General features: G+C 64.0%; 19 protein-coding genes and 1 pseudogene. 8 read left to right on the top strand and 12 right to left on the bottom strand.

The window, feature by feature from the left end:
- Positions 1-63 precede the first annotated feature (63 nt).
- From AB0323_RS10020 to AB0323_RS10005, 4 genes are all read right to left on the bottom strand, one after another.
- Positions 64-1,293: a hypothetical protein gene (locus AB0323_RS10020; RefSeq protein ID WP_366177179.1), complete on the bottom strand. Its 1,230-nt coding sequence runs from the start codon at positions 1,291-1,293 to the stop codon at positions 64-66.
- A 144-nt stretch (positions 1,294-1,437) separates the two neighbouring features.
- A complete protein-coding gene (locus AB0323_RS10015) occupies positions 1,438-1,839 on the bottom strand; it encodes an FAD-dependent monooxygenase (protein WP_366177178.1) in 402 nt (133 codons plus the stop codon).
- Entirely contained in the window at positions 1,784-2,599 is an 816-nt protein-coding gene (locus AB0323_RS10010) for an FAD-dependent monooxygenase (RefSeq protein ID WP_366177177.1), read from the bottom strand. Before AB0323_RS10010 ends, AB0323_RS10015 begins: the two co-directional genes overlap by 56 nt.
- 94 nt (positions 2,600-2,693) lie before the next feature.
- A complete protein-coding gene (locus AB0323_RS10005) occupies positions 2,694-3,362 on the bottom strand; it encodes a TetR/AcrR family transcriptional regulator C-terminal domain-containing protein (protein ID WP_366177176.1) in 669 nt (222 codons plus the stop codon).
- A 101-nt stretch (positions 3,363-3,463) separates the two neighbouring features.
- Between AB0323_RS10005 and AB0323_RS10000 the strand changes: the two genes are divergently transcribed.
- A complete protein-coding gene (locus tag AB0323_RS10000) occupies positions 3,464-4,528 on the top strand; it encodes an NAD(P)-dependent alcohol dehydrogenase (protein ID WP_366177175.1) in 1,065 nt (354 codons plus the stop codon).
- A gap of 241 nt (positions 4,529-4,769) precedes the next feature.
- Positions 4,770-6,356 (top strand): arylsulfotransferase family protein, encoded by a 1,587-nt coding sequence (locus tag AB0323_RS09995; RefSeq protein ID WP_366177174.1) that lies wholly within the window; start codon positions 4,770-4,772, stop codon positions 6,354-6,356.
- An 82-nt stretch (positions 6,357-6,438) separates the two neighbouring features.
- Here AB0323_RS09995 and AB0323_RS09990 read toward each other — a convergent pair whose 3' ends face one another.
- The 4 genes from AB0323_RS09990 to AB0323_RS09975 all read right to left on the bottom strand — a co-directional run bounded on the left by AB0323_RS09990 (position 6,439) and on the right by AB0323_RS09975 (position 11,058).
- Positions 6,439-7,890: a cytosine permease gene (locus AB0323_RS09990; protein WP_366177173.1), complete on the bottom strand. Its 1,452-nt coding sequence runs from the start codon at positions 7,888-7,890 to the stop codon at positions 6,439-6,441.
- A gap of 82 nt (positions 7,891-7,972) precedes the next feature.
- Complete coding sequence (locus AB0323_RS09985) at positions 7,973-8,773, bottom strand: carbon-nitrogen hydrolase family protein (protein ID WP_366177172.1); 801 nt, start codon at positions 8,771-8,773, stop codon at positions 7,973-7,975.
- 46 nt (positions 8,774-8,819) lie between these two features.
- On the bottom strand, positions 8,820-10,169 hold the full coding sequence (locus AB0323_RS09980) for an APC family permease (protein ID WP_366177171.1): 1,350 nt from the start codon (positions 10,167-10,169) through the stop codon (positions 8,820-8,822).
- A gap of 10 nt (positions 10,170-10,179) precedes the next feature.
- A complete protein-coding gene (locus tag AB0323_RS09975) occupies positions 10,180-11,058 on the bottom strand; it encodes a carbon-nitrogen hydrolase family protein (RefSeq protein ID WP_366177170.1) in 879 nt (292 codons plus the stop codon).
- A gap of 93 nt (positions 11,059-11,151) precedes the next feature.
- Here AB0323_RS09975 and AB0323_RS09970 point away from each other — a divergent pair, with 93 nt between their 5' ends.
- Together AB0323_RS09970 and AB0323_RS09965 are read left to right on the top strand one after the other, a co-directional pair.
- Positions 11,152-11,916: an FCD domain-containing protein gene (locus AB0323_RS09970; RefSeq protein WP_366177169.1), complete on the top strand. Its 765-nt coding sequence runs from the start codon at positions 11,152-11,154 to the stop codon at positions 11,914-11,916.
- 131 nt (positions 11,917-12,047) lie between these two features.
- Positions 12,048-13,529 (top strand): cytosine permease, encoded by a 1,482-nt coding sequence (locus AB0323_RS09965; protein ID WP_366177168.1) that lies wholly within the window; start codon positions 12,048-12,050, stop codon positions 13,527-13,529.
- Between the two features lie 177 nt (positions 13,530-13,706).
- Here AB0323_RS09965 and AB0323_RS09960 read toward each other — a convergent pair whose 3' ends face one another.
- From AB0323_RS09960 to AB0323_RS09950, 3 genes are all read right to left on the bottom strand, one after another.
- Positions 13,707-14,549, bottom strand: coding sequence for an IclR family transcriptional regulator (locus AB0323_RS09960; protein ID WP_366177167.1), 843 nt, complete (start codon positions 14,547-14,549; stop codon positions 13,707-13,709).
- 66 nt (positions 14,550-14,615) lie between these two features.
- Positions 14,616-15,512, bottom strand: coding sequence for a hypothetical protein (locus tag AB0323_RS09955; RefSeq protein ID WP_366177166.1), 897 nt, complete (start codon positions 15,510-15,512; stop codon positions 14,616-14,618).
- A 19-nt stretch (positions 15,513-15,531) separates the two neighbouring features.
- Positions 15,532-16,317: an alpha/beta hydrolase gene (locus AB0323_RS09950; RefSeq protein WP_366177165.1), complete on the bottom strand. Its 786-nt coding sequence runs from the start codon at positions 16,315-16,317 to the stop codon at positions 15,532-15,534.
- A 108-nt stretch (positions 16,318-16,425) separates the two neighbouring features.
- Between AB0323_RS09950 and AB0323_RS09945 the strand changes: the two genes are divergently transcribed.
- Genes AB0323_RS09945 through AB0323_RS09930 form a run of 4 tightly spaced genes read left to right on the top strand, consistent with a single transcriptional unit; the run spans position 16,426 to position 19,645 of the window.
- On the top strand, positions 16,426-17,271 hold the full coding sequence (locus tag AB0323_RS09945) for a phosphatase PAP2 family protein (protein ID WP_366177164.1): 846 nt from the start codon (positions 16,426-16,428) through the stop codon (positions 17,269-17,271).
- Between the two features lie 11 nt (positions 17,272-17,282).
- Positions 17,283-17,930, top strand: a complete 648-nt coding sequence (locus AB0323_RS09940) for a VTT domain-containing protein (protein WP_366177163.1) — start codon at positions 17,283-17,285, stop codon at positions 17,928-17,930.
- 27 nt (positions 17,931-17,957) lie between these two features.
- On the top strand, positions 17,958-18,632 hold the full coding sequence (locus AB0323_RS09935; RefSeq protein ID WP_366177162.1) for a response regulator transcription factor: 675 nt from the start codon (positions 17,958-17,960) through the stop codon (positions 18,630-18,632).
- Positions 18,633-18,643: 11 nt separating this feature from the next.
- Positions 18,644-19,645: a HAMP domain-containing sensor histidine kinase gene (locus AB0323_RS09930; RefSeq protein WP_366177161.1), complete on the top strand. Its 1,002-nt coding sequence runs from the start codon at positions 18,644-18,646 to the stop codon at positions 19,643-19,645.
- Between the two features lie 5 nt (positions 19,646-19,650).
- On the opposite strand, the pseudogene AB0323_RS09925 reads toward AB0323_RS09930, so the two are convergent.
- Positions 19,651-19,980 (bottom strand): annotated as a pseudogene (locus AB0323_RS09925) (hypothetical protein); the annotation flags it as partial.

Genomic DNA, 19,980 nt, shown 5'->3' with positions numbered 1-19,980 from the left:
CCATTCAGAGTTGAAGGGTGGCCGTCCTCGACGCCGGCCACCCTTCAGTCATTGCTGCATAACTTAGAGTCCGGAGACCCCGTTCGGAGTGCCGACGCCCGTCGGTCCGTCCCATCCGGTGCCGGAGAGGCACCATTGGCTCGTGGAGCAAGTGCCCGTCGAACCCGAGGCGACGTCGTTGAATTTCCCGGAGTTTGTGTACGGGATGGAGTTGGCCAGCGCCGTGGAGCTGCCGGAGTTTCCGGAAAGCGCATACATGGCCGCGATCAGGGGTGAGGACAAGCTCGTGCCTCCATATTGGGCCCATGATGAGGCAGTACTGCTGCTCGGCGCATAGACTGCCAATCCGGTCTGCGGATCTGCGACGGCGGCGACGTCCGCAGAGGCGCGCTTGCCGCATCCCGTGCCGAATGTGGCTGCTGCCGGCAATGCGGCATTGACACTTGAGCATCCGGATCCCGAGCCGGACCAGGCAGACTCGCCCCATCCGCGCGTGCTGGTGTTCTTGACCAACGATGTGCCTCCCACCGCGGTGACGTAACTCGAGGAAGCCGGGTAGGACGAGCCGGTATACCCGTTATCACCGGTTGATGCTGTTACGGCAATGCCCGGGTGGTTGTAGTACGCGCCGTAGCTGGAGTCTGCGGAATCCCCGCCGCCATAGCTGTTGGAGATCGCGGCGACGCCGGGCTGTTTGGCGGCCGTTGCCACGGCTGTACCAAGATCGCTGAGGCTGGCTGTTGTCGCCTGTACCACCAGGATCTTGCAGTCCGGGCACGCTGCCGAGACGGCGTCGACGTCGAGCGCTGTTTCGTCGGCCCATCCGGAATTGAACCTGGGAAGCTTGTTGCCGCCGTTTTGGTCCTTGATGGTGAGGCAGCCGTTGCTGACCGTGCATGCCGGAAGACCGAACTGTGAGCGGTAAATGCCGAGATCGCGTTCGAGGTTCGGATAGCCATAGGCATCCACGACGGCGACGGTTCGGCCGCCGGACATGAGGCCCGTGATGTTGTAGGCGCTCTGGATGTCCGCAGGGGTCTTGCCGGTGGCGGGCGGGGTGCTCGAAGCGGGCTTGGCTTGTCCTCCCTGCGGCAGGGCCTTGGCCGGGGCCGTTGAATCATCGACGTACTTAAGCGCAAAGCACGACGCATTGCCGGCTGGGACATCGGCGCAGACCTTCTCCGCATGCCAATTGGCGGACGGAGATGGTTGGGCAACTGCCGCCGGCGCTGTGGCGGAGACCGCACTCACCAATAGCAACAACGCTGCGGAAACGCTAAGGATCTTCTTCACGAAACCTCCACGAGGATCAATAAGATCCGACTTGACAGGATTGTCAACTCGGCGTGACAAGCTTCGCACCAAACATCACAATTGTCACCCACGTCACATTCGCCACCTCGGTCTCATGCGCCACCGGGGAGTTCCACCGTTTGGTTACCGCCGGTTGACGTGATGAGGGCTGCGGATGTGTTCGCGACGGAAGCCGAGGCCGACGACGCGGCCCAGTAGGCGTTTGACCGGTGGCATGTGACTGATGAGCCGCATGAGGTGGATCGGGGGACTTGTTTGGGCGAGGCGTGCGAGCTGGCGGGTCTGCTGTCGTTGCAAGGCCTGTGCAAGACGTACCGCGGGTTCGCGTCGTCGTTGCAGGCGTTGGAGGTCCGCGACGGCGATGGCGCCCCTTAGCAGCGGTACTGCGAGGTGATTGGCCGTGGCGATGGCATCGGCGATCGCGTAATTCACCCCGGCGGCTCCGGCCGGTGACATGGCGTGCGCGGCGTCACCGATACATAACAGGCCGGGCTGGAACCAGCGGCGGAGCCGATTGGAGCGCACCGAGAGCAGCTTGATTTGGTCCCAGTCGGTCAGCTCGGAGAGTCCGGCGGCCAGGAACGGAGCGGCATGTGCCACCCGATCCCGGAAGGCGGGCAGGCCCGTGGCCTGAATCTGCGGGAGTGTTCCTTTTCCCGATGATCGTGCCGCACTGCCAGTAGTCGCCGCGGTCGATCGCGAGGACGATCTGTCCGCCGCCGAGGTAGCCCAGCGTCGGCGGCGCATCCTCGCTGCGTGGCACGCGGAACCACAGCGCGTCGATCGGCATCGGGAACTCCCTGAGCGGAAGGTCCGCGTGGTCCCGGATAACAGAGAACCGGCCATCACACGCGACGGTGAGATCCGCGCGGATCTCCACATCGCCTTGGGCCGTGCGCGCCCGCACGCCGGTAACTTGGCCGCCGTGTCGGAGCAGGCCGGTTGCCTCGGTGCTCATTTCCAGTCTGAAAGCGGGGTATGGCTTGGCCTGGGCGGCCAGGAAGTTCAAGAAGTCCCACTGCGGCATGAACGCCATGAACTTGCACCGGGTGGGCAGGTGCCGGAAGTCCACCAGCCCGGAGGTCTGTCCGTCAACGCCGAGGCGCAGTTCTGGTATCTCTGTGTGCGGCAATCGCAGGAACTCTTCCAGCAAACCCAGTTCGGCCAGTACGTCCGTGGTCGCCGGATGGATGGTGTCGCCCCGGAAGTCACGGAAGAAGTCGGCGTGCTTCTCCAGCACGGTCACCTCGACGCCGGCGCGGGCGAGCAGGTAGCCGAGCATCATGCCGGCTGGCCCACCACCGACCACGCAACAACGGGTTTCCCAAGATGGTGGGCCGGGGTTGGAACCGGGGGCGGTTTCGCCAGGCATCTCTAGCTCATCTCATCGACCGGCTGAGGCCGTCAAGGATGAGGTTTAGCCCGAAGTCGAATTCGTCCCCGAAGTCGTAGCCGGGCTTGAGGACGTGTTCGGTGGCAATCTCGATCATGTGGGGGTATTGACCGGTCGAAAAGCGTTCAACGATGGGCGCCGTAATTTCCGATGCGGTATCCCGGCCGTCAAACGGCAGGGCGGCTTCCTGTAGCGCGAATCCGTAGATGTAACTGTCGAGCAGGGCGTAGGCATGGGCTGTCATCTGAACGGAAAAGCCTGCAGCCCTCAAAGTCGCCAGCGTCGCTTCGTGATGGCGCAGGTTCGCTTCGCCTGGGGAAGAACGGCTCTCCAACAGACCGACCGCCCACGGATGGCGTTTGAGCGCGCTGCGCACTGCGTGTGCCCGCCGGTACATTTCCTCCCGCCAGTCGCCCGCCGGAGAGGGTGATTTGATTTCATTGAAGACCATGTCCACGATGCCGTCCAGAATTTCATCCTTATTGGCCACGTAGTAATAGAGCGACATGGGCTTGGTTCCCATGCTCTGGGCGAGCGAGCGGATGGTCAGCGCTGCGATTCCGGACTCGTCGGCGAGATCCACAGCGCAGCCGAGCACCCTTTCGCGGCTCAGCGGAAGGCGCCGCTCGGGGAGGGGCTGTGCGGTGTCCGGCATTGTGACTCCTTGGGCTCTAGCTATTTGGTACATTGTACGATAATCTTTTTAGTACAGCGTACGAAAAGTTTGCGCACCCAATTGTGTGGAAAGGAACGGCCATGACCTCTGCCCAGCATGCTGCGGAGACTCCGAATTCGGGCGGCTCGCCCGCGGCGCAGCCGCATGCGGCGGTCACGATGCGGGCCATCGTGCAGGAGGCCTACGGATCAGCCGAGGTCCTGCACATGGCGCAGATCCCCACGCCGAAGATTGCCGAAAACGAGGTGCTGGTTCGGGTCCATGCGGCAGGCTTGGACCGCGGGACCTGGCATGTAACCCGGGGCCTGCCCTACGCGCTGCGCCTGGCCTTTGGCATCCGAGCCCCGAAAAACCCCGTCCCCGGGCTGGACCTGGCCGGTACGGTCATGGCGGTCGGAGCGGCGGCGACCCGGTTCGTCGTCGGGGACCACGTCTTCGGCGTCGGGAAGGGCTCTTTCGCTGAGTACGCGACGGCCCGCGAAAGCCAGCTCGCGCTCAAACCGGCGAACATCAGTTTCGAACAGGCCTCGGTGGTCCCCGTTTCCGCTTGCACTGCGCTCCAGGCTCTGCGCGCAGGGGGCCAGATAGTGCCGGGACACAAGGTGTTGATCCTTGGCGCCTCGGGAGGAGTAGGCAGTTACGCGGTGCAGCTCGCCAAAGCAGCCGGGGCCGACGTCACAGGCGTTTGCAGTACAGCCAAACTGGACCTGGTGCGTTCGCTCGGCGCCGACCACGTGCTCGACTACACCGTGCAGGACTTCGCCGACGGCACGGAACACTACGATCTGATCCTGGATATCGCAGGGAACCCCACCCTCGCACGCCTCCGCCGGGCACTCACCCCTACCGGCACGGCCGTTATCACCGGCGGCGAAGAAGGCGGCTCTTGGACGGGTAGTATCGACAGGCAATTCCGGGCCCGTGCGCTGTCCCCGTTCATCAGCCAGCGGCTGACGATGGTCATGGCGACGCAAGGCGTTGCAGACCTCGAATACCTTGCCGGGCTCATCGGCGCCGGAACCCTCATCCCGACTGTCGACCGCAGCTATCCGCTGGAGCAGGTTCCCGATGCCATGCGGTATTTCGACGCCGGCAAAGTGCGGGGGAAAATCGCGATCACCATCCAAGGCGTCCTCGGCAGCTGAAACAGGCCCACGCGGGGACTGGTTGTGATCGGCCCCGCGTCACGCCAGGCGACTTCTTGGCCCAACGACTCCACTCAAACCCCGGAATCCCGGGCTAGCGGCCAGCTCAAGGCATCAAAAACCTGCTCTGCGTGACGCCGGGACAGCCCGCACCAATCACCGAGTTCCCGCCCCGCCCTCTTACAGCGAACTTGCAGCTTCTGTCCGGTTTCCGCACTGTGTCCGGTTCTATCCTGAGGGGGTGGAACAGAATACGGAGTCCGGGAGTGGTGATCGGGCAGCCTCGCGGGAAGACCGTGAGTCCCACTTGAGGTTGAGCCGGCGCGGCTTCCTTAGCGGGGCCGGGATGGCAGGCGCGGGATTGCTCGCGGGACTCGGCATCGCGAGGACAGGCGTATTGCCCGGAGGCACGGCCCCGGTCAGCGCGGCTACACCGACGCCGACGGCGTCACCCTCGCCGTCGGCGGGCAGTACGGCTTCCGCCCCTGCGATCCGTAGCTTCGTTTCCACCGCTTTGACCGCTGCGCGCGTTGCCAGCTGGGCTACCGGTCCTACCGGGGCAGGCCTGCTGTTCGTGGGTCCGATGGGCCACGGCACCAACGGGCTGATCATGGACAACCACGGTGAACCGGTATGGATGGAGCCGACAGGTTCCGGGGTGACGGACCTTCGGGTACAAGCCTTCGAAGGCCAAACGGTTTTGACTTATTGGACTGGAATCGGAACCGGGGGACACGGTGCAGGAAAGGGCGTCGTCAAGGATGTCCACTACCGCACCGTGGCCGAAGTCAACACAGGCAACGGACTGCAAGCGGACCTGCACGAGTTCACCATCACCCCCGCCGGGACGGCGTTGATGATCTCCTACCCGACCATTCGGCATGACCTGACGTCGGTGGGCGGACCTGCGCAGGGCTACATGTTTGATTGCCACGTCCAGGAAATCGGCATCCGTTCTGGCAAGGTCCTCTTCGACTGGACGGCCTCGGACCACATCGACGTCACGGAGTCCTATGTGCGCCCGTCCGACAACCCCAAGGCCGACGGCTCGGACGCGACGAAAGCGTTCGATCCGTTCCACCTCAATTCCGTGGACGAGAGCGGGGATGCACTCCTTGTCTCGTCCCGCCACACGCACACCGCCTATTTGATCGGCCGTTCCGACGGGAAGATCCGTTGGCGTCTGGGCGGGAAGCGCAGCGATTTCTCGATGACGCCGGAGTCTGTCTTCGCTTGGCAGCACGACGTTCGACGCCGGCCCAACGGCATCATCAGCATGTTCGACAACCATTACAACCAAGGCACCACAGGGACGTCGCGCGGGCTGCTCCTCGCCGTCGACGAAAAGGCGCGCACCGCCGTCGTCAAGCAGGAGTTCAGCAGGGGCGGCCACCGGGGCGATGCCGAAGGGAACGTCCAGTTCCTTGATAACGGGCACGTTCTGGTGGGCTGGGGAGCGGACCCCGCCGCCACCGAATTCACTCCCGACGGGAAAGCGGTGTTCGAAGCGACCGGACTGGGCGACGCCTCCTACCGCACCTACCGCTCGCCGTGGACAGGCCGGCCGGACACCGTCCCGGACTTGGCGGCGGTGCCCGGCAACGGGTCCACGATGCAGCTCTACACGAGCTGGAACGGCGCAACCGAGGTTGCCAAGTGGAGGTTCCTCACGGGAACCGGTCCCGGGTCCATGGCCGAAGCCGTGACGGTTCCGCGCCGGGGCTTTGAAACGTCGATGGCGGTGGCCACCGCGCCGAGGGCCGCCGTCGAGGCTTTGGACAAGTCCGGCAACGTTTTGGCGACGTCCGCGGTCATCGCCACTGCCTGATTCCGGGCTCTTCGCTTCCCGGCCGAGTTCCGGCCGAGCTACGGCCGCCTCCCGGCCGCCTCCCGGCCGCCTCCCGGCCGAGCTACGGCAATATGTGTTCGTGCGCGGCTGCCTCCAAGGCCTCGGCTTCTTCCTTGGCCATGCGGGTCTCTGCCTCGACGTCGATGCGCCGGGTCATGAGCCAATACAGCCCAGCGGAGACGGGGAGCCCGATAAACAGCGAGATGTCGGCGCCGTCAAGCGCGTGGGCTATGAACCCGACGAAGAGCTTACCCGCCGAGAAGAAGGGAATCATCACCACAAAGCCGACGAGGTAGGAGATGATGCCAGGCCAGCCCCAGCGTCCGTAGATTCCGTCCGGCTTGAAGATCTCCGCGATGGCGTAATGGCCCTTGCGGACGATGAAGTAGTCCGTGAGGTTGACCGCCGTCCACGGAATGAAGAAGTACAGCACCAGCAGCAGGAAGTCGTTGAAGTTGGCCAGGAAATCGGCCGAGGCAAGGTTCGCCAGGACCACGGAAATGAGTGCGGTGATGGAGATCGTGATGATCCGGAGCCTCAGGGTCGGCCTGATCTGCCGCACGCTGTCGATGGACGATATCAGGGTCAGCGAACCGCCGTACATGTTCAGGGCGGTCACGGACACCAAACCCAGGGCGGCGACAATCAAGGCGATGTCACCGAATCCGCCGAAGAGCTGATCGGCGGTGGACTTGATCGAGCCGATGGTTTCGAAGTTCTCGCCGGCCGCGGCGCCAATGTAGGCGCCCAGGAACATCACCCAAATACCGCCGAGGGCGCTGCCCCAGAACGTCCACCGGAAGGTGCCGCGTCCGCTGGACGGCGGAAGGTAGCGGGAGTAGTCCGAGACGTAGATGGCCCAGGAGATCTGGTAGCCGGCCGCGACGCCCAGCTGGCCCAGGAACGGCACCAGGTGGAAGTCGGCCAGGTTGTATGCGCCCGCGGGTATGGTCAGCTTCACGGCCGCGATGGTGAGCAGCGCCAGCATGATGATGGTCAGGTACGTCAGGTAGCGCTCAAAGGCGTGGATGAGGTCGTAGCCGAACAAGGCGATCACCACGGCAATAATCGTGACCACCCAGAACCAGAGGCTTTCGGACCCGACGTTGACCGATTTCTGGATGGCCTGGCCTGCCAGGATGGTGTTGAAGATGTTGAATCCCGCGTACTGGAGATAGGCGAACAGCCAAACGAGCAGGGCGCCGATGTAGCCGAATTGCGGCCGGGACTGGATCATCTGCGGCAGGCCGAGTTGGGGGCCCTGGGAGGAGTGCGCTGCCATGAACAGCGTGCCGACGAGCACTCCGATGGCGATCGCGAGCAGCGACCAGATCAGGTTGCCGCCGGTGGTGATGCTGATCAACCCTACGGCCAGGGTGGCGATCTGGGCATTGCTGACGAACCACAACGGCCCGATGTGTGAGACTTTGCCGTGCCGTTCGTTCAATGGAACGTAGTCGATCGACCGGACCTCCAGTCCGCGGCCCGATCCTTTGTCGGTGGTAGTGCTCATGGCGTTTCTCCTTCGATGCGTAGGTGCATCTTGACTTTGGTTTAGCACAGAGTTGGGCGGCCTAGAAGAGGCCGCGAGATTCCTAAACGAGCCGGTGGTGCCGCCACGTGGGGAACTGGTCCCGGGCTGCCTGGACGGCACCCGGTGACATGTCAAGCGTCGCGGCGGCCGGCTCAGTGCCGAGGCTATGCAGGACAGCTCCCAGGGGGTCAACGAGCATGCTGTAGCCGATGGATACCGGTGGAGTCTGGGAGACCGCCGCCACGTACACCCCGTTCTCGATTGCCCGGGCCTTGGCCAAGGTGGCCCATTGCTCGGTCTTGGCCGTGCCGGGAACCCACGAGGAGCAGACGAGGAGCACCTCGGCCCCCGCGTCGGCCAGGACGCGCGCCAACTCCGGGAAGCGCAGGTCGTAGCAGGTCATCAACCCGAACGTCATGCCGCCGCAGGAAAAGGTGACAGGCACCGGCTCCGGCGCTGGTTTGATGTAATCCGATTCGCGGAATCCTTGGCAGTCAAACAGATGGATCTTCCGGTAGCTGGCGAGGCGGGAACCGTCCGGACCGATCGCCACCAACGTGTTGAAGGCCCGGTCACCTTCCCCGGACGCGTCCCCTTCCCCGGAGCTTTCCAGGAGGCCAACGACGACGGCGATCCCGTAACGTGCCGCCGTCGCCTGGAGCCTTGCGGCCACCGGGCCGTCAAGGGGTTCGGCCATGTCCACGAAGCTCTGATCCACCCGGCTTTTCTCATACGTCGAGTACTCCGGGAACACAATGAGGTCAGAGCCCTCGCGGGCGGCCCTGGCACCGTAGTCCGCGATGAGGTCGAGGTTACGGCCGACGTCCGTCCCGGAATCGATCTGGGCTAGGGTGATGCGCACGCAGTCCTCATTTCTCAGTGTTCAAGCAGCAAGCTGTGACATGCCGTCACACCAAGGCGGCTTCCTTTTCCTCCATCACCATCTCCGGCGGTGCCTTCCGGAACCCCTTGGTGATGATGCCCAGCACCACGACGCCGACGCAGAGCCAGATCAGCCCGAGCGTGATCGCATTCGAGTCCAGCTGGGAGAGCAGGAACCCGTCGATGATCGCGCCCACCGCCGGCATGGCCACGTAGAACAATACGCTGAGCCGGTGCCCCGAGCGTCGTTGGCGCAAGTAGTAGGCAATGACCGAGATGTTGACGAGCGTGAAGGCCGTAAAGGCACCGAAGTTGATGAACGACGTCGAGGTGGCAACGTCTAGGAACATGGCGATGAGTCCCACCGCCCCTGTGATGACCAGGTTGAACACGGGCGTGTGGAAGGACTTGTTCAGCGCCCCGAAGACCTTCTTCGGCAGGACTGAATCCCGGCCCATGGCGTACAACAGGCGCGAGGCGCTGGCTTGTGCCGCGAGCCCGGAAGCAAACTGGGACACCACGAGTCCCGCCAGGAAAACTGCGCCGAAGAGCTGCCCACCGATCTTCAGGGCAATGTCCGACGCCGCCGACGCAGAATCGTCGAACACTCCGCCGGGATGGATCAGCTGGGTTGTGTAGGACACGACAACGAAGATCGCGCCGCCGATGAGTGCGACGAGCATGATCGCCTTCGGGACGGTTTTCTTCGGCTCGATGGTCTCCTCGGTAAGGGTGGACACGGCGTCAAAGCCGAGGAACGAGTACGCGGCGATGGCGGCTCCGGCGGTGATCTTGTCGAAGCTCGATGTGTCGTTGAAGAAGGGAGCGGTGCTGACCAGGGCGCTCGCTCCGGCGGTTGAGAGCAAGGTTCCAACGGACAAGGCAACGAAGAGGACTATCACCAGGAGCTGGAAAGCCATCAGCAGGTAGTTGGCCTTGTCGGCCACTTTGACTCCGACCACGTTGAGCAGCGTGGTGATGGCGATGAACGCGACAATCCAGACCCCGATGGGGATGGCGGGGAATTGTGCAGTGAGGTAGGAGCCTCCGATCAGCCAGATGACCATCGGGAGGAACAGGTAGTCGAGAAGGACTGCCCAACCGGCCAGGAATCCGATCCGGGAATCGATGGAGCGCCGGATATAGGTGTACGCGGAGCCGGCCACCGGATAGGCAACCGCCATCCGTCCGTAGCTCTGCGCGGTGAAGAGCATGGCGACCATGGCCACCAGATAGGCCGACGGCGATGCGCCGCCGGTGGTTTCGGCGATCACGCCGAATATCGCCAGGACGATGAGCGGGGTCAGGTATGCCAGCCCGAACAGGACCAGGGAGGGCAGTTTCAGGGCGCGCGTGAGGCTCGGTTGCGTTGTCACCGGTGGTTCCTTAGGAGTTGGAGGACCGCGGGGTCCACATGGTCGGGTCGATCCGCCCTTGGTAGATGGGCAGCTCGATGGGCGGCTCGCCGGGGCGGAATTGGGACCAGGGACGGTTGAGGTTTTCGGTCCCGTGCGTGCGGACGTGCTCGACGGCGGAGAGGTCCAGTTCCGCGGCGAGAAGGGTGGGGGCGTCGTCGTCGGCCTCGGCTATGGTGTTCCCCTCGGGGTCGACGATCAGGCTGAGTCCTTTGCCGGTGGGGCCCGCGCAATTGACGCTGACCATGAAGACCTGGTTCACAATCGCGTTTGCCTTGGCGAGGACGAGTTCTTGCTTGCGGTCCGCCGTCGTGGTTTTCACGACGTTGAGGATGACTTCGGCGCCCATCCACGCAAGCTGGCGGGTTACCTCGGGGAACCAGGCGTCGTAGCAAATGTTCAGGCCCACCCTGCCGATCCCTTCCAGGTCAACGGTCGTGAAGCGATCGCCAGGGTCGTAGGGCTCAAAGGGGCGCCAAGGGAAGACCTTGCGGTAGTAGCCGGCAAGGTCGCCTTCCGGCGAAAGGACCAACTGGGTGTTGAACAATTGCCCCTCGGGGCCGCGTTCGCAGACGCTGCCCGGAACCAGCCAGATACCCAGGTCCGCTGCGAGCTGCCGCAGCTCGTCGACCCGCGGACCGTCCAGCGGTTCGGCAGAGTCCTGCAACACTTCAGTGCGCTGCTGATCCGGGTAGGTGTCCCCAAAGAGGTGCAGCTCGGGGAAGACCACGAGCTTGCTTTGCGGTTGGATCGCGACGGCGGCGGCGACCTCGGCCGCGAAGGCCTGGATCGGCTCGCCGATCAGCCGGGGTGCCGCTTGGGCAGCGATGAGGGGAAGGATGCGTTGCACTTGTTTCTCCACGTTGTCGTTGTGACTCGCCTCATATTAGATCATAATGATCAAATAAAAGGAAGGTGGATTTTGCCCCGTAAAGTAGCGGATATGACCCGACAGCTCGAGGATGCCACCGGCGACTCACCCATCGATGCTGCCCCCTTGCTCGGAATCGACCGCAGGAGCGCAATCGACGCCGTGCGGCTACGGATCGGCATGGCCATATCCTTGGGGCTGCTCCAGCCGGGGGAGAGGCTGCCCGACCAGCAAGACGTTGCGCTTGGCCTGTCGGTCAGCCCGATCACGGCCCGCAGGGCCCTGGCAAGCTTGGCTGATCAGGGCGTCGTTGTCCGGCGTCGCGGACGCGGCGGCGGAACCTTTGTCGCTGATGAGCCGCCGCGGAACGTGCTCGAGCAGCTCGCTGCGTCGCCCGCAGAATCCCTTGCCGTGAACCGGCTGGTGGACCGCCGGCTCCTGTTCGAATGCGCGGTCACCCACTTCGCCGCAGTCAATGCCACGGCAGCGCAACTTGACGAGCTGGAGCGGCTTACCCAGGAAATGGCCGGATCAAGCAATTGGTCCGAGTATCACCAAGCCGACGAGAGGTTTCACCGGCTCGTCGCGGCGGCCTCGGGCCTGGGCGCTGCAGTCGACGTCTACAACGAGGCGTTGGCGGCACTCTACGCCTACTTCATCCCGTACCCGATCGAGTTTCTCCACGAGTCCAATCGGGACCACATCGCTCTGGTGAACGCCCTGCGGGCCGGCGACGATCTGGGCGCGGTGGAGGTATCGCGGCGGCACGTGGATGTGTTGCATAAGACGATGTTCATGGGCCTGGCTGGCGGCGACGGCGCTAAAAGGGGCAATTAGCAGATCCTGCGCTTTCGTCCGGGATATCGGACTAAAGATGGCCACCTTTCCGTGATCACTGTCACTTTGCATGCTCTGATTGATTCTCAGTTGGGGACATCGGACTTCGGTTTTCAAAGTGAGGATCAGGCATGCAGGCCACAGGAAAAGCGGGAACGGGTGGGCCGCGCGTAGAGCGTCGTTCCATCGACTTTGTCCCGGAAAATGAGCGCCATGGTTCGCCCGGCCAGCAGTTCACGCTCTGGTTCGGGGCGAACATGCAGATTACCGCCATTGTCGACGGCGCCTTGGCAGTGCTCTTCGGCGCGGATGCGCTGTGGGCGATCATCGGCCTCCTGGTCGGAAACCTTCTGGGTGGCGCTGTCATGGCGCTCCACGCGGCCCAGGGGCCGAAGCTCGGCTTGCCGCAGATGATTTCCAGCCGGGCGCAGTTCGGAATTTTCGGGGCCGTGATTCCCCTGGTGCTGGTTGTCGTCATGTACCTCGGCTTCGCGGCAACCGGTACTGTCCTCTCCGGACAGGCGATCAGCCTCATCCTCCACACGGGCACCCCGGCCGTGGGCATGATCGTCTTCGGGATGCTGACGATCATCGTGGCGACCCTGGGTTACAAGTACATCCACATGCTGGGCCGCATTGCGACCGTCGTCGGTATCCTCGGCTTCACGTACCTGGGCATCAGGATGCTGATCAGCCAGGACGTCGGCGCACTCTTGGGAGGCGGCGGTTTCGAGTTCCCTACCTTCCTGCTCGCCATTTCGCTTGGCGCCGGATGGCAGCTGACGTACGGTCCGTACGTGGCGGACTACTCCCGGTACCTCCCTTCGAACACCCCGACACGAAAGACGTTCATGTCGGCGTACTTCGGCACGGTGATTGGTTCCCAATGGTCCATGACCCTGGGCGCACTCTTCGCTGCCCTCGCATTGCCCAAGGGCGCACGGTTCCTGGACGGCCAAGTCGCTTTCCTCGGGAACCTGAGCGGCGGCGGACTGATCGCGGTGGTCATCTACCTGGTCATCGTGACCGGAAAACTGACCGTCAACACGCTGAACGCTTATGGCGGCTACATGACCATGCTTACCTCGGTCACAGCGTTCACCCGCAAGTCCGCGGTAGCGTCATGGACCCGGTTCGCCTATGTGATCGGCTTTATCGGACTCTCGGTACTCATCGCTGTCCTCGCTTCTCCCGATTTCATCGCCAACTTCAAGAACTTCGTCCTTCTCCTGCTGATGGTATTCATCCCCTGGAGCTCCATTAACCTGGTGGACTACTACCTGGTTTCCAAGGAAAAGGTAGACATTCCGGCCCTGTATGACCTGAACGGGCGCTACGGGCGTTGGAACAAGACTGCGCTGATCAGCTACGCGATCGGCATCGTCGTACAGATCCCGTTCCTGGCGCAGACCCTCTACACGGGACCGATGACGGATCTTCTGGGCGGGGCCGATATCTCCTGGCTCGTAGGCCTCGTGGTCACGGCAATCGTGTTCTACCCGCTGGCAAAGAGGAACTCGAACGCTCCGGCTGAGATGGTCTACCCGACGGAACCCGGCACGGAGGCGGCAGCTCCGCTGGCCGGCCCGGTGTCGAACACCGCGGCAGTTTAGGCCCTGCCCTCGTTTCCCCCAGACGCTCGCTCACCTTTGGGGCGTTTCCGGCGGACGCTCGCTCACTTGAGGTGAGCGAGCGTTCCTGCTTTTGTGCGTATAGGTGAGCGAGCGTCGCGGCATCTGACCTTATTTGTGAGCGAGCGTCGCGGCGGCACGGCGGGAACGACGTCGGGATCAGGCCTGGGTGCCGAGCCTGCGGGAAATTTCCCGGGCACACCTGGACACTTCCGGAATCCACTCCCGGGCGACGTCCTCGATGCGGACCGCCCTTTCTTCGGCGGTCTCGGCGTCCTTGGCGCGGTGCCGAGTGCCTCCGCCGGGAAACGCCCGGTTCGACACCGTCAGCGTCACACTGGCCACCGGGTAGCGCTGCCGGTCAAGGACTGCGACTGCCACAGAGGAAAATCCCTCCGTGACCTCGTCCTGCTCCCACGCATATCCGAGCGACCGTGCCCGCGCCAGGAGATCCTGCAACGCGGGCAACGATTGCGGGCCTTTGCTGTGGCGTTCCGCGAAGGCCTCCGGTCCCGGGAAAAGAGCAGCCACCTGGGCGGGGTCCATCTGGGCCATCATCGCCCTGCCGCTGGCTGTCAGGTGGGCCGGAAGCCGCACCCCGGTGTCGGTGACCAAGGGGCTTTGCCGCGGCGCACGCTCCTCGATCACGTAAACGACGTCGCGCCCGTGCATCACGGCAAGATGGGCAGTCCGGCGGGTCCGGGCGACAAGCCGGGACAAGGGGAACCGGGCAATCCGCTGGATTGGAGCTTGCCGCGAATACCCTGTCCCCAACTCGTGGGCGGTCACTCCCAAGGCATACTTGCGCTCTTCGGGAAGATGAACCAGGAAGCCGTCATCGATCAGCGAGGCAATGAGTTGATACGTGGTTGACCGGGGCAAGCCAACATCGCGCGCAATGATCGACGCGCTGACCGGGCCAGCCTGGCCGGCGACGAACCTGAGAACCGCCAGCACCTGCGCCGCGGCCGGCGCCTTGGGCCGCACGGATTGACTGTACATTGTCCTAGAATACGCCCCGGATTGTCCGGTATACCGGACGTTTGTAGGACGAACTAACGAACCCGCCTAAGGCAACCCCTCCAACCGGGCCCGCGCTGATTCCGCGGTCCGGCGTTCCCGGGCGGCCGTCCGCGCTGCCTGTTTGTGGTTCCGCTCGGCCAGGGTGATCGCCCACTCCGTGGCGGCAAGCTCCTGCTGCAGCGCAGCCAGCTTGTCTTTGGCAGCTTTGACTTCGACGGCGAGTTGCTCGCTCCGGCGCACGCCCTCCGACTTTTCGCGCTCGGCCTGGGCGAGTTCTAGGTCAGCCTTGTCCGCACTGCGCTCAGCCTCCACGAGCGCAGCCTGTGCCTTCTCGCGTTCGCGCTCCGAGTCAGCGCGGCCGCGCTGGGAGTCTGCCCGCCCGCGCTGCCGCCCGCCGTCGTCGGACCCTTTTTCGGTGGTATCCACCGCGGGAATTGCGCCCGCAACCGCCACCGCGCCGGAGAGGTCCACGGGTTCCAATCCGTTCGTGGACAACGAGCGCACCAGCTGTCCGCTGCGGAGCGCCGCGGCAGCGCCGGGATCCGTCATGGCGGCCCGCAGCGTCGCCTCGATCTCCATCGCGGCGGCGCCACTGATTTTGACGCCCAGGCCTTCCGCCACTGCCCGGGCCTGCTCGACGGCGGCCCCCAGGACGCGCGGGCGCTGCTGGCCGAGCGTGCGGAGACGGTCGTGGTCCTGCTGCTCCTGGGCTACCCCGAGCGATGCCCCGAGTTCCAGGACACCCGCGAATTCCTTGGTGCCGTGCCGGACGAGCATGTTGACTGCCCACGCCGCCGTCGAAGGCTTGGGCAACTGTGCGAGCTGTTTCGCCAGTTCCGCTTCCCCTGCGGACTTGGCTTCCGTTGCCCGCGCAGTGCGGGCCGCTGTGAACGCCGAGGGAACCAGTGTGTAGAGTTCGGCGGCGATCGCGGCCAGATCCATCGTGGACGCCCGCGCTGTGCTAATCGGCCAGGAACCCGGCGAGTGCGTCAGCCATCACTCCAGGTTCCCAGCCGTGGTTGGCGCCCGGAATGGTGGCTTTGCGGGCACTCGGGATGTTGGCCACGATGGAGTCGGCCGCTTTCGGCATGATCGGGATGGTTTGCTCGCCGACGATCGCAAGGGTGGGCTGGGTGATTCCGGACCACAGCTGGGCGCGTGGCGCGGACTGAGTCCATGCGAGGGATTCGGCATCAGCGGAAAGGCTGGGACCCAACTCGAGCATGATGGGCCATCCTGGACTGTTCTTGGCCCCGGCGAGCCACTCGGGCGGCATGTCCTTCATGTAGTACTCGATGGTGCTCGCCTTGTCGCCGGATGCGATCCGTTCCTGGAGCCCGGCGAAGAATTCTGCCCCGCCGGTGCCGAGTTCATCGCTCAGGGGAGTCTCCCAGAGGGCCAGCTTCGTGACGGGCAAGCCTGCTGCCGCCGCAGCCAGGGAAATCGAGCCACCGGAAGAGCTTCCGAAGAGCGCAGCTTGGCCGCCCGCCATATCGATGAGCGTGGCCAGATCGTCGATGTTGTCCTTAAGGGTGAATGACGGAGCCTCGGCGCTTTCCCCACGGCCGCGCCTGTCGTAGTTCAGCACCTTGAAACCCTTGGCGGCCAGGAGCTTGGCCATTTCCACCGTGTTGGCGTCGAATCCCCTGAATTGCATTGCACCGCCAACCAGAATTACGGCAGGTCCCTCGCCGTATTGGTCATACCCGATGCGGGTACCGTCTTTCGAGATCGCAAATTCGGACATCCCAGATCCTTCGATGTGGCGGACAGTAGGTTCCTAAACTCTGGCGCTCGGCCACCGACGGGTCAAGGGGAGAAGGGGGCGGGCCAGGAGTTCTTAAGAGCTTCTTAAATGCCGCGCGCGAGAGTGGAAGCAGGCCGCACAACGGCCGTCACCCCCGAACCGGAGAGCCGCATGCCATCAGACGCCAAGCAGAACGATTCCACGAAAGGCCGCGCTTCCGCCGTCGGCCCTCACGGTGTGCCGTTGCTTCCGCAGCCCCGGTACTGGCTTCTGTGGGGCATGGTTCTCGCCGCGGCAGTCCTTGCCCTTGGCTTCGGCGTGCAGTCGATAACCGGCCTTACCGCCAACGAATTGGGCGTTGACCAGGAACTCAGCCGCCATCACGTGGGCGCATTGACCACCGTGGCCATGGCACTGAACTTCCTTTTCGCCCCCGTAGCGGGAGTGTGCATTGTCCTGGTGATCGGCTTGTTCGTTTTCCTGGTTCGTAAGTCCTTCGTGCGGGCGGTCATGTTTGTGCTCTTCGCATGTTCGGGCTGGGCTGCCAGCGAGGTCTTCAAACTCATCGTTGCCCGTCACCGGCCCAGCCCTGCGCTTCTTTTCGACCCCCTGGCTCCGGAAACGGGTTCCAACAGCTTTCCCAGCGGCCATACCGCCTTCGCCGTAGCGCTCGCCTTCGCCTTGTACTTCCTGGTCCGGGGCACCCGATGGGGCGTCATCACCGCGTGGGCCGGCGCCGTCCTGGCCATAGTGGTGGCGTGGTCCCGGATCTACATCGGAGTCCACTACCCCAGCGACGTTGTGGCGTCATTCCTGGCCACCAGCGCCGTAGTCATCGCCTTGGCCGGGCTCTGGAACCGGTACGCACCGCGAGTGATCGGGCGGCTGCCTTTTGGTGTTGCTCCAGAAGCAGCCTCGTCGGGCGCAACAACGACCCAAGCACACGGATCCTGAGGAGGACCCCCATGCACGTACTTTCTGCCATGCCCGCATTCCTTGATCCCACCACCCTCCTTCAGGGCTTGGGTCCCGCGGCGCTGGGCGTAGTGGCGTTGATCGTCTTCATCGAATCCGGTCTCCTTTTCCCTTTCCTGCCCGGTGACTCTTTGTTGTTCACTACCGGCCTGCTTCACCAGCAACTGCAGCTCGAATTGCCGGTGTTGATCGCGGTCGTATCCGCCGCCGCCATCGCCGGAGACCAGATCGGCTACATGCTCGGGCGCAGGTTCGGACGGCGCTGGTTCAAGGATGATGCCCGGGTCCTGAAGACCGCGCACCTGGACACAGCCGAGGAATTCTTCAAGCGCCGGGGCGGCCCTGCGATCGTCCTGGCCCGTTTTGTCCCCATTGTGCGGACATTTGCCCCGCTGAGCGCAGGCATCGCCCGCTACAACTACAAATCCTTCACCCTGTGGAACGTCGCCGGTGCCGTCATTTGGGCAACCTCCGTGACCCTCCTGGGCTCCTGGCTGGGGCACTATGAGTTCGTGGCCAAGAACATTGACGCCATCGCCGTGATCATGGTTTTGATCTCCGTCTTGCCATGGGGAGTCGAGTTCCTCAAAAAACGCAAGGCCAAGGTGGGCGCCGCGAGTGGGCGTGCTGAGGAGTAACCGGCGTTTCACGGAACAATAGACCGCATGACAACAGCTGACCGGCCGTCCCTCCTCGTGGTCGAAGACGACGCCGCCCTGGGGCCGCTTATCAGCGAGCTCCTGGAGCCCGACTTTGCCGTTCACCTGGCCGTCAATGGGAGCGAGGGCCTCCACCTCGCATTGACCCGGAGTTGGGATGCGATGGTCATTGACCGGGGGCTGCCGGTCATGGACGGTATCGCACTGATCAAAGCCCTTCGGGCCAAAGGGATTGGCACCCCGATCCTCATCCTGACGGCGCTCGGTGCCACCGATGAGAAGATCCAGGGCCTTGATGCGGGGGCGAACGACTACATGAGCAAACCGTTCGACGCCATGGAACTGGCCGCCCGTTTGCGAGCCTTGACGAGGACGTACGCCCGGCCGCCCCGGACTCTGGGAATCGGGGATTGGGAGCTCGACGCCGGTGCCCGTTCCATGCGCTCCGTGTACGGTTCCGTGGTCACCCTGACGGCCAAGGAAGCCGGGCTCCTCGAAACCTTGGCTGGCGAACCCGAACGTGTCTTTACCCGTGAAGACCTCATCAACGCACTGTTCCATCCCACGGACCAGCCGGGCGTGATCGACACCTACGTCCACCACTTGCGCCGTAAGATCTCCAAAACAGTGATCCGGACGGTCCACGGCCTCGGATACCAGATCGGCGACCCCCATGATTGAGAACAATTCCCATGACTGAGAATCCGGACCAGGCGACGCTCCGCAAAGCGTCCCTGAAGATCGCAGTGCGGATCAGCGCGGCATGCGCGGTTTTGGTTCTTTGCCTGCTGGCGGCCGCCGCGATCTACCTCTTCAACCAAGCACAGCATCCAACGCTGCCCGGACCAGGCGAAACCGACTCCGTCTATGCGTACCTGGACACAAAGGACCTCCTGAAGGCCATGATCGTTGCCGGCATTGCGGGGATACTCCTTGCCGGGGCCATCGGCTGGCTCAGCGCACGGAGTGCCATCAGGCCCCTGGGAGAAGCGCTCGCATTACAGCGACGGTTCGTGCAGGATGCAAGCCACGAGTTGCGCACACCACTGGCCATCCTGGATGCACGTGTCCAGCTGGCCCAGCGCGATGCCCCCGCGGATTCAAAAACCGGGGAAGCTCTCGCCCGCATCCGCAACGACACCGCGACCCTCACCGGCATCGTCAACGAATTGCTTGTGGCAGCCACCGGCTCGCCTCCGGATGTATCGGCAGAGCCAAGCGATCTCGCCAAGGTGGCGGGCGCCGTCGTCGAGAGCTTGCAACAGCTCGCGGGGGAGAAAAACGTCCGCGTCACCCTGATGGAAAAGGACCGCCCCTTGGCGCGCATTGACAGCAATGGCTTCCGCCGGGCACTCCTTGCCCTGGCCGACAACGCGCTGGCGCACACCCCTGCTGGCGGCCAAGTGGGGATTACGACGGCGGTGCTCGGCAACCGCGCGGTGGTCACCGTCTCGGATTCCGGGGCCGGGATCAAGGGAGTTGACCAGGCCCGGATCTTTGACCGCTTCGTGAGGACCCACACTCCGGACGGTGTACCGGGCCAGCGCAGCTTCGGAATCGGCTTGGCGTTGGTCCGTGAAATCATCACGGGCGCCCGCGGCACTGTGGAGGTTGAGCGCAGCGGTCCGCGGGGAACGGTCATGAGGATCACGCTGCCACTCGCCCCGACCGGCACGGCACCTCGCCCGGCATAGCTTTCTTAGGCGGCCTGCAGTTCGGTGGCGTGGGCGTACTTGAGGGCCTTGGCATGGTGTCGCAGTCGCCGCCGGTGGCGTTTGGAATGTGGCGGCGCGATGTCGGGCGGGTCCGTGCTTCTTGTCGGCCTGGTTCCGGGGAGGGGTGGGGCTGTTGATTGGTAGTGGTGTCCGGTGGGGGTGCGGATGTCCAGGACGTGCCGTGTCCCGGGGCTTGTTTGTGCCGTGCCGGTTTGTGCGGTCCGGGTTTGTGCTGTCCAGCCGGGGAGTTCTTTGGTGTGGTTGCAGGCTTCGCACAGGCCTGCCCCGTTGGCCAGGCTGGTGGTGCCGCCGTC

The sequence above is a fragment of the Arthrobacter sp. NPDC080031 genome (genome assembly GCF_040702485.1).
Classification (GTDB): domain Bacteria; phylum Actinomycetota; class Actinomycetes; order Actinomycetales; family Micrococcaceae; genus Arthrobacter.
The sequence above is the reverse complement of the archived record's forward strand: the minus strand, read 5'-3'. Positions and strand labels throughout refer to the sequence as shown.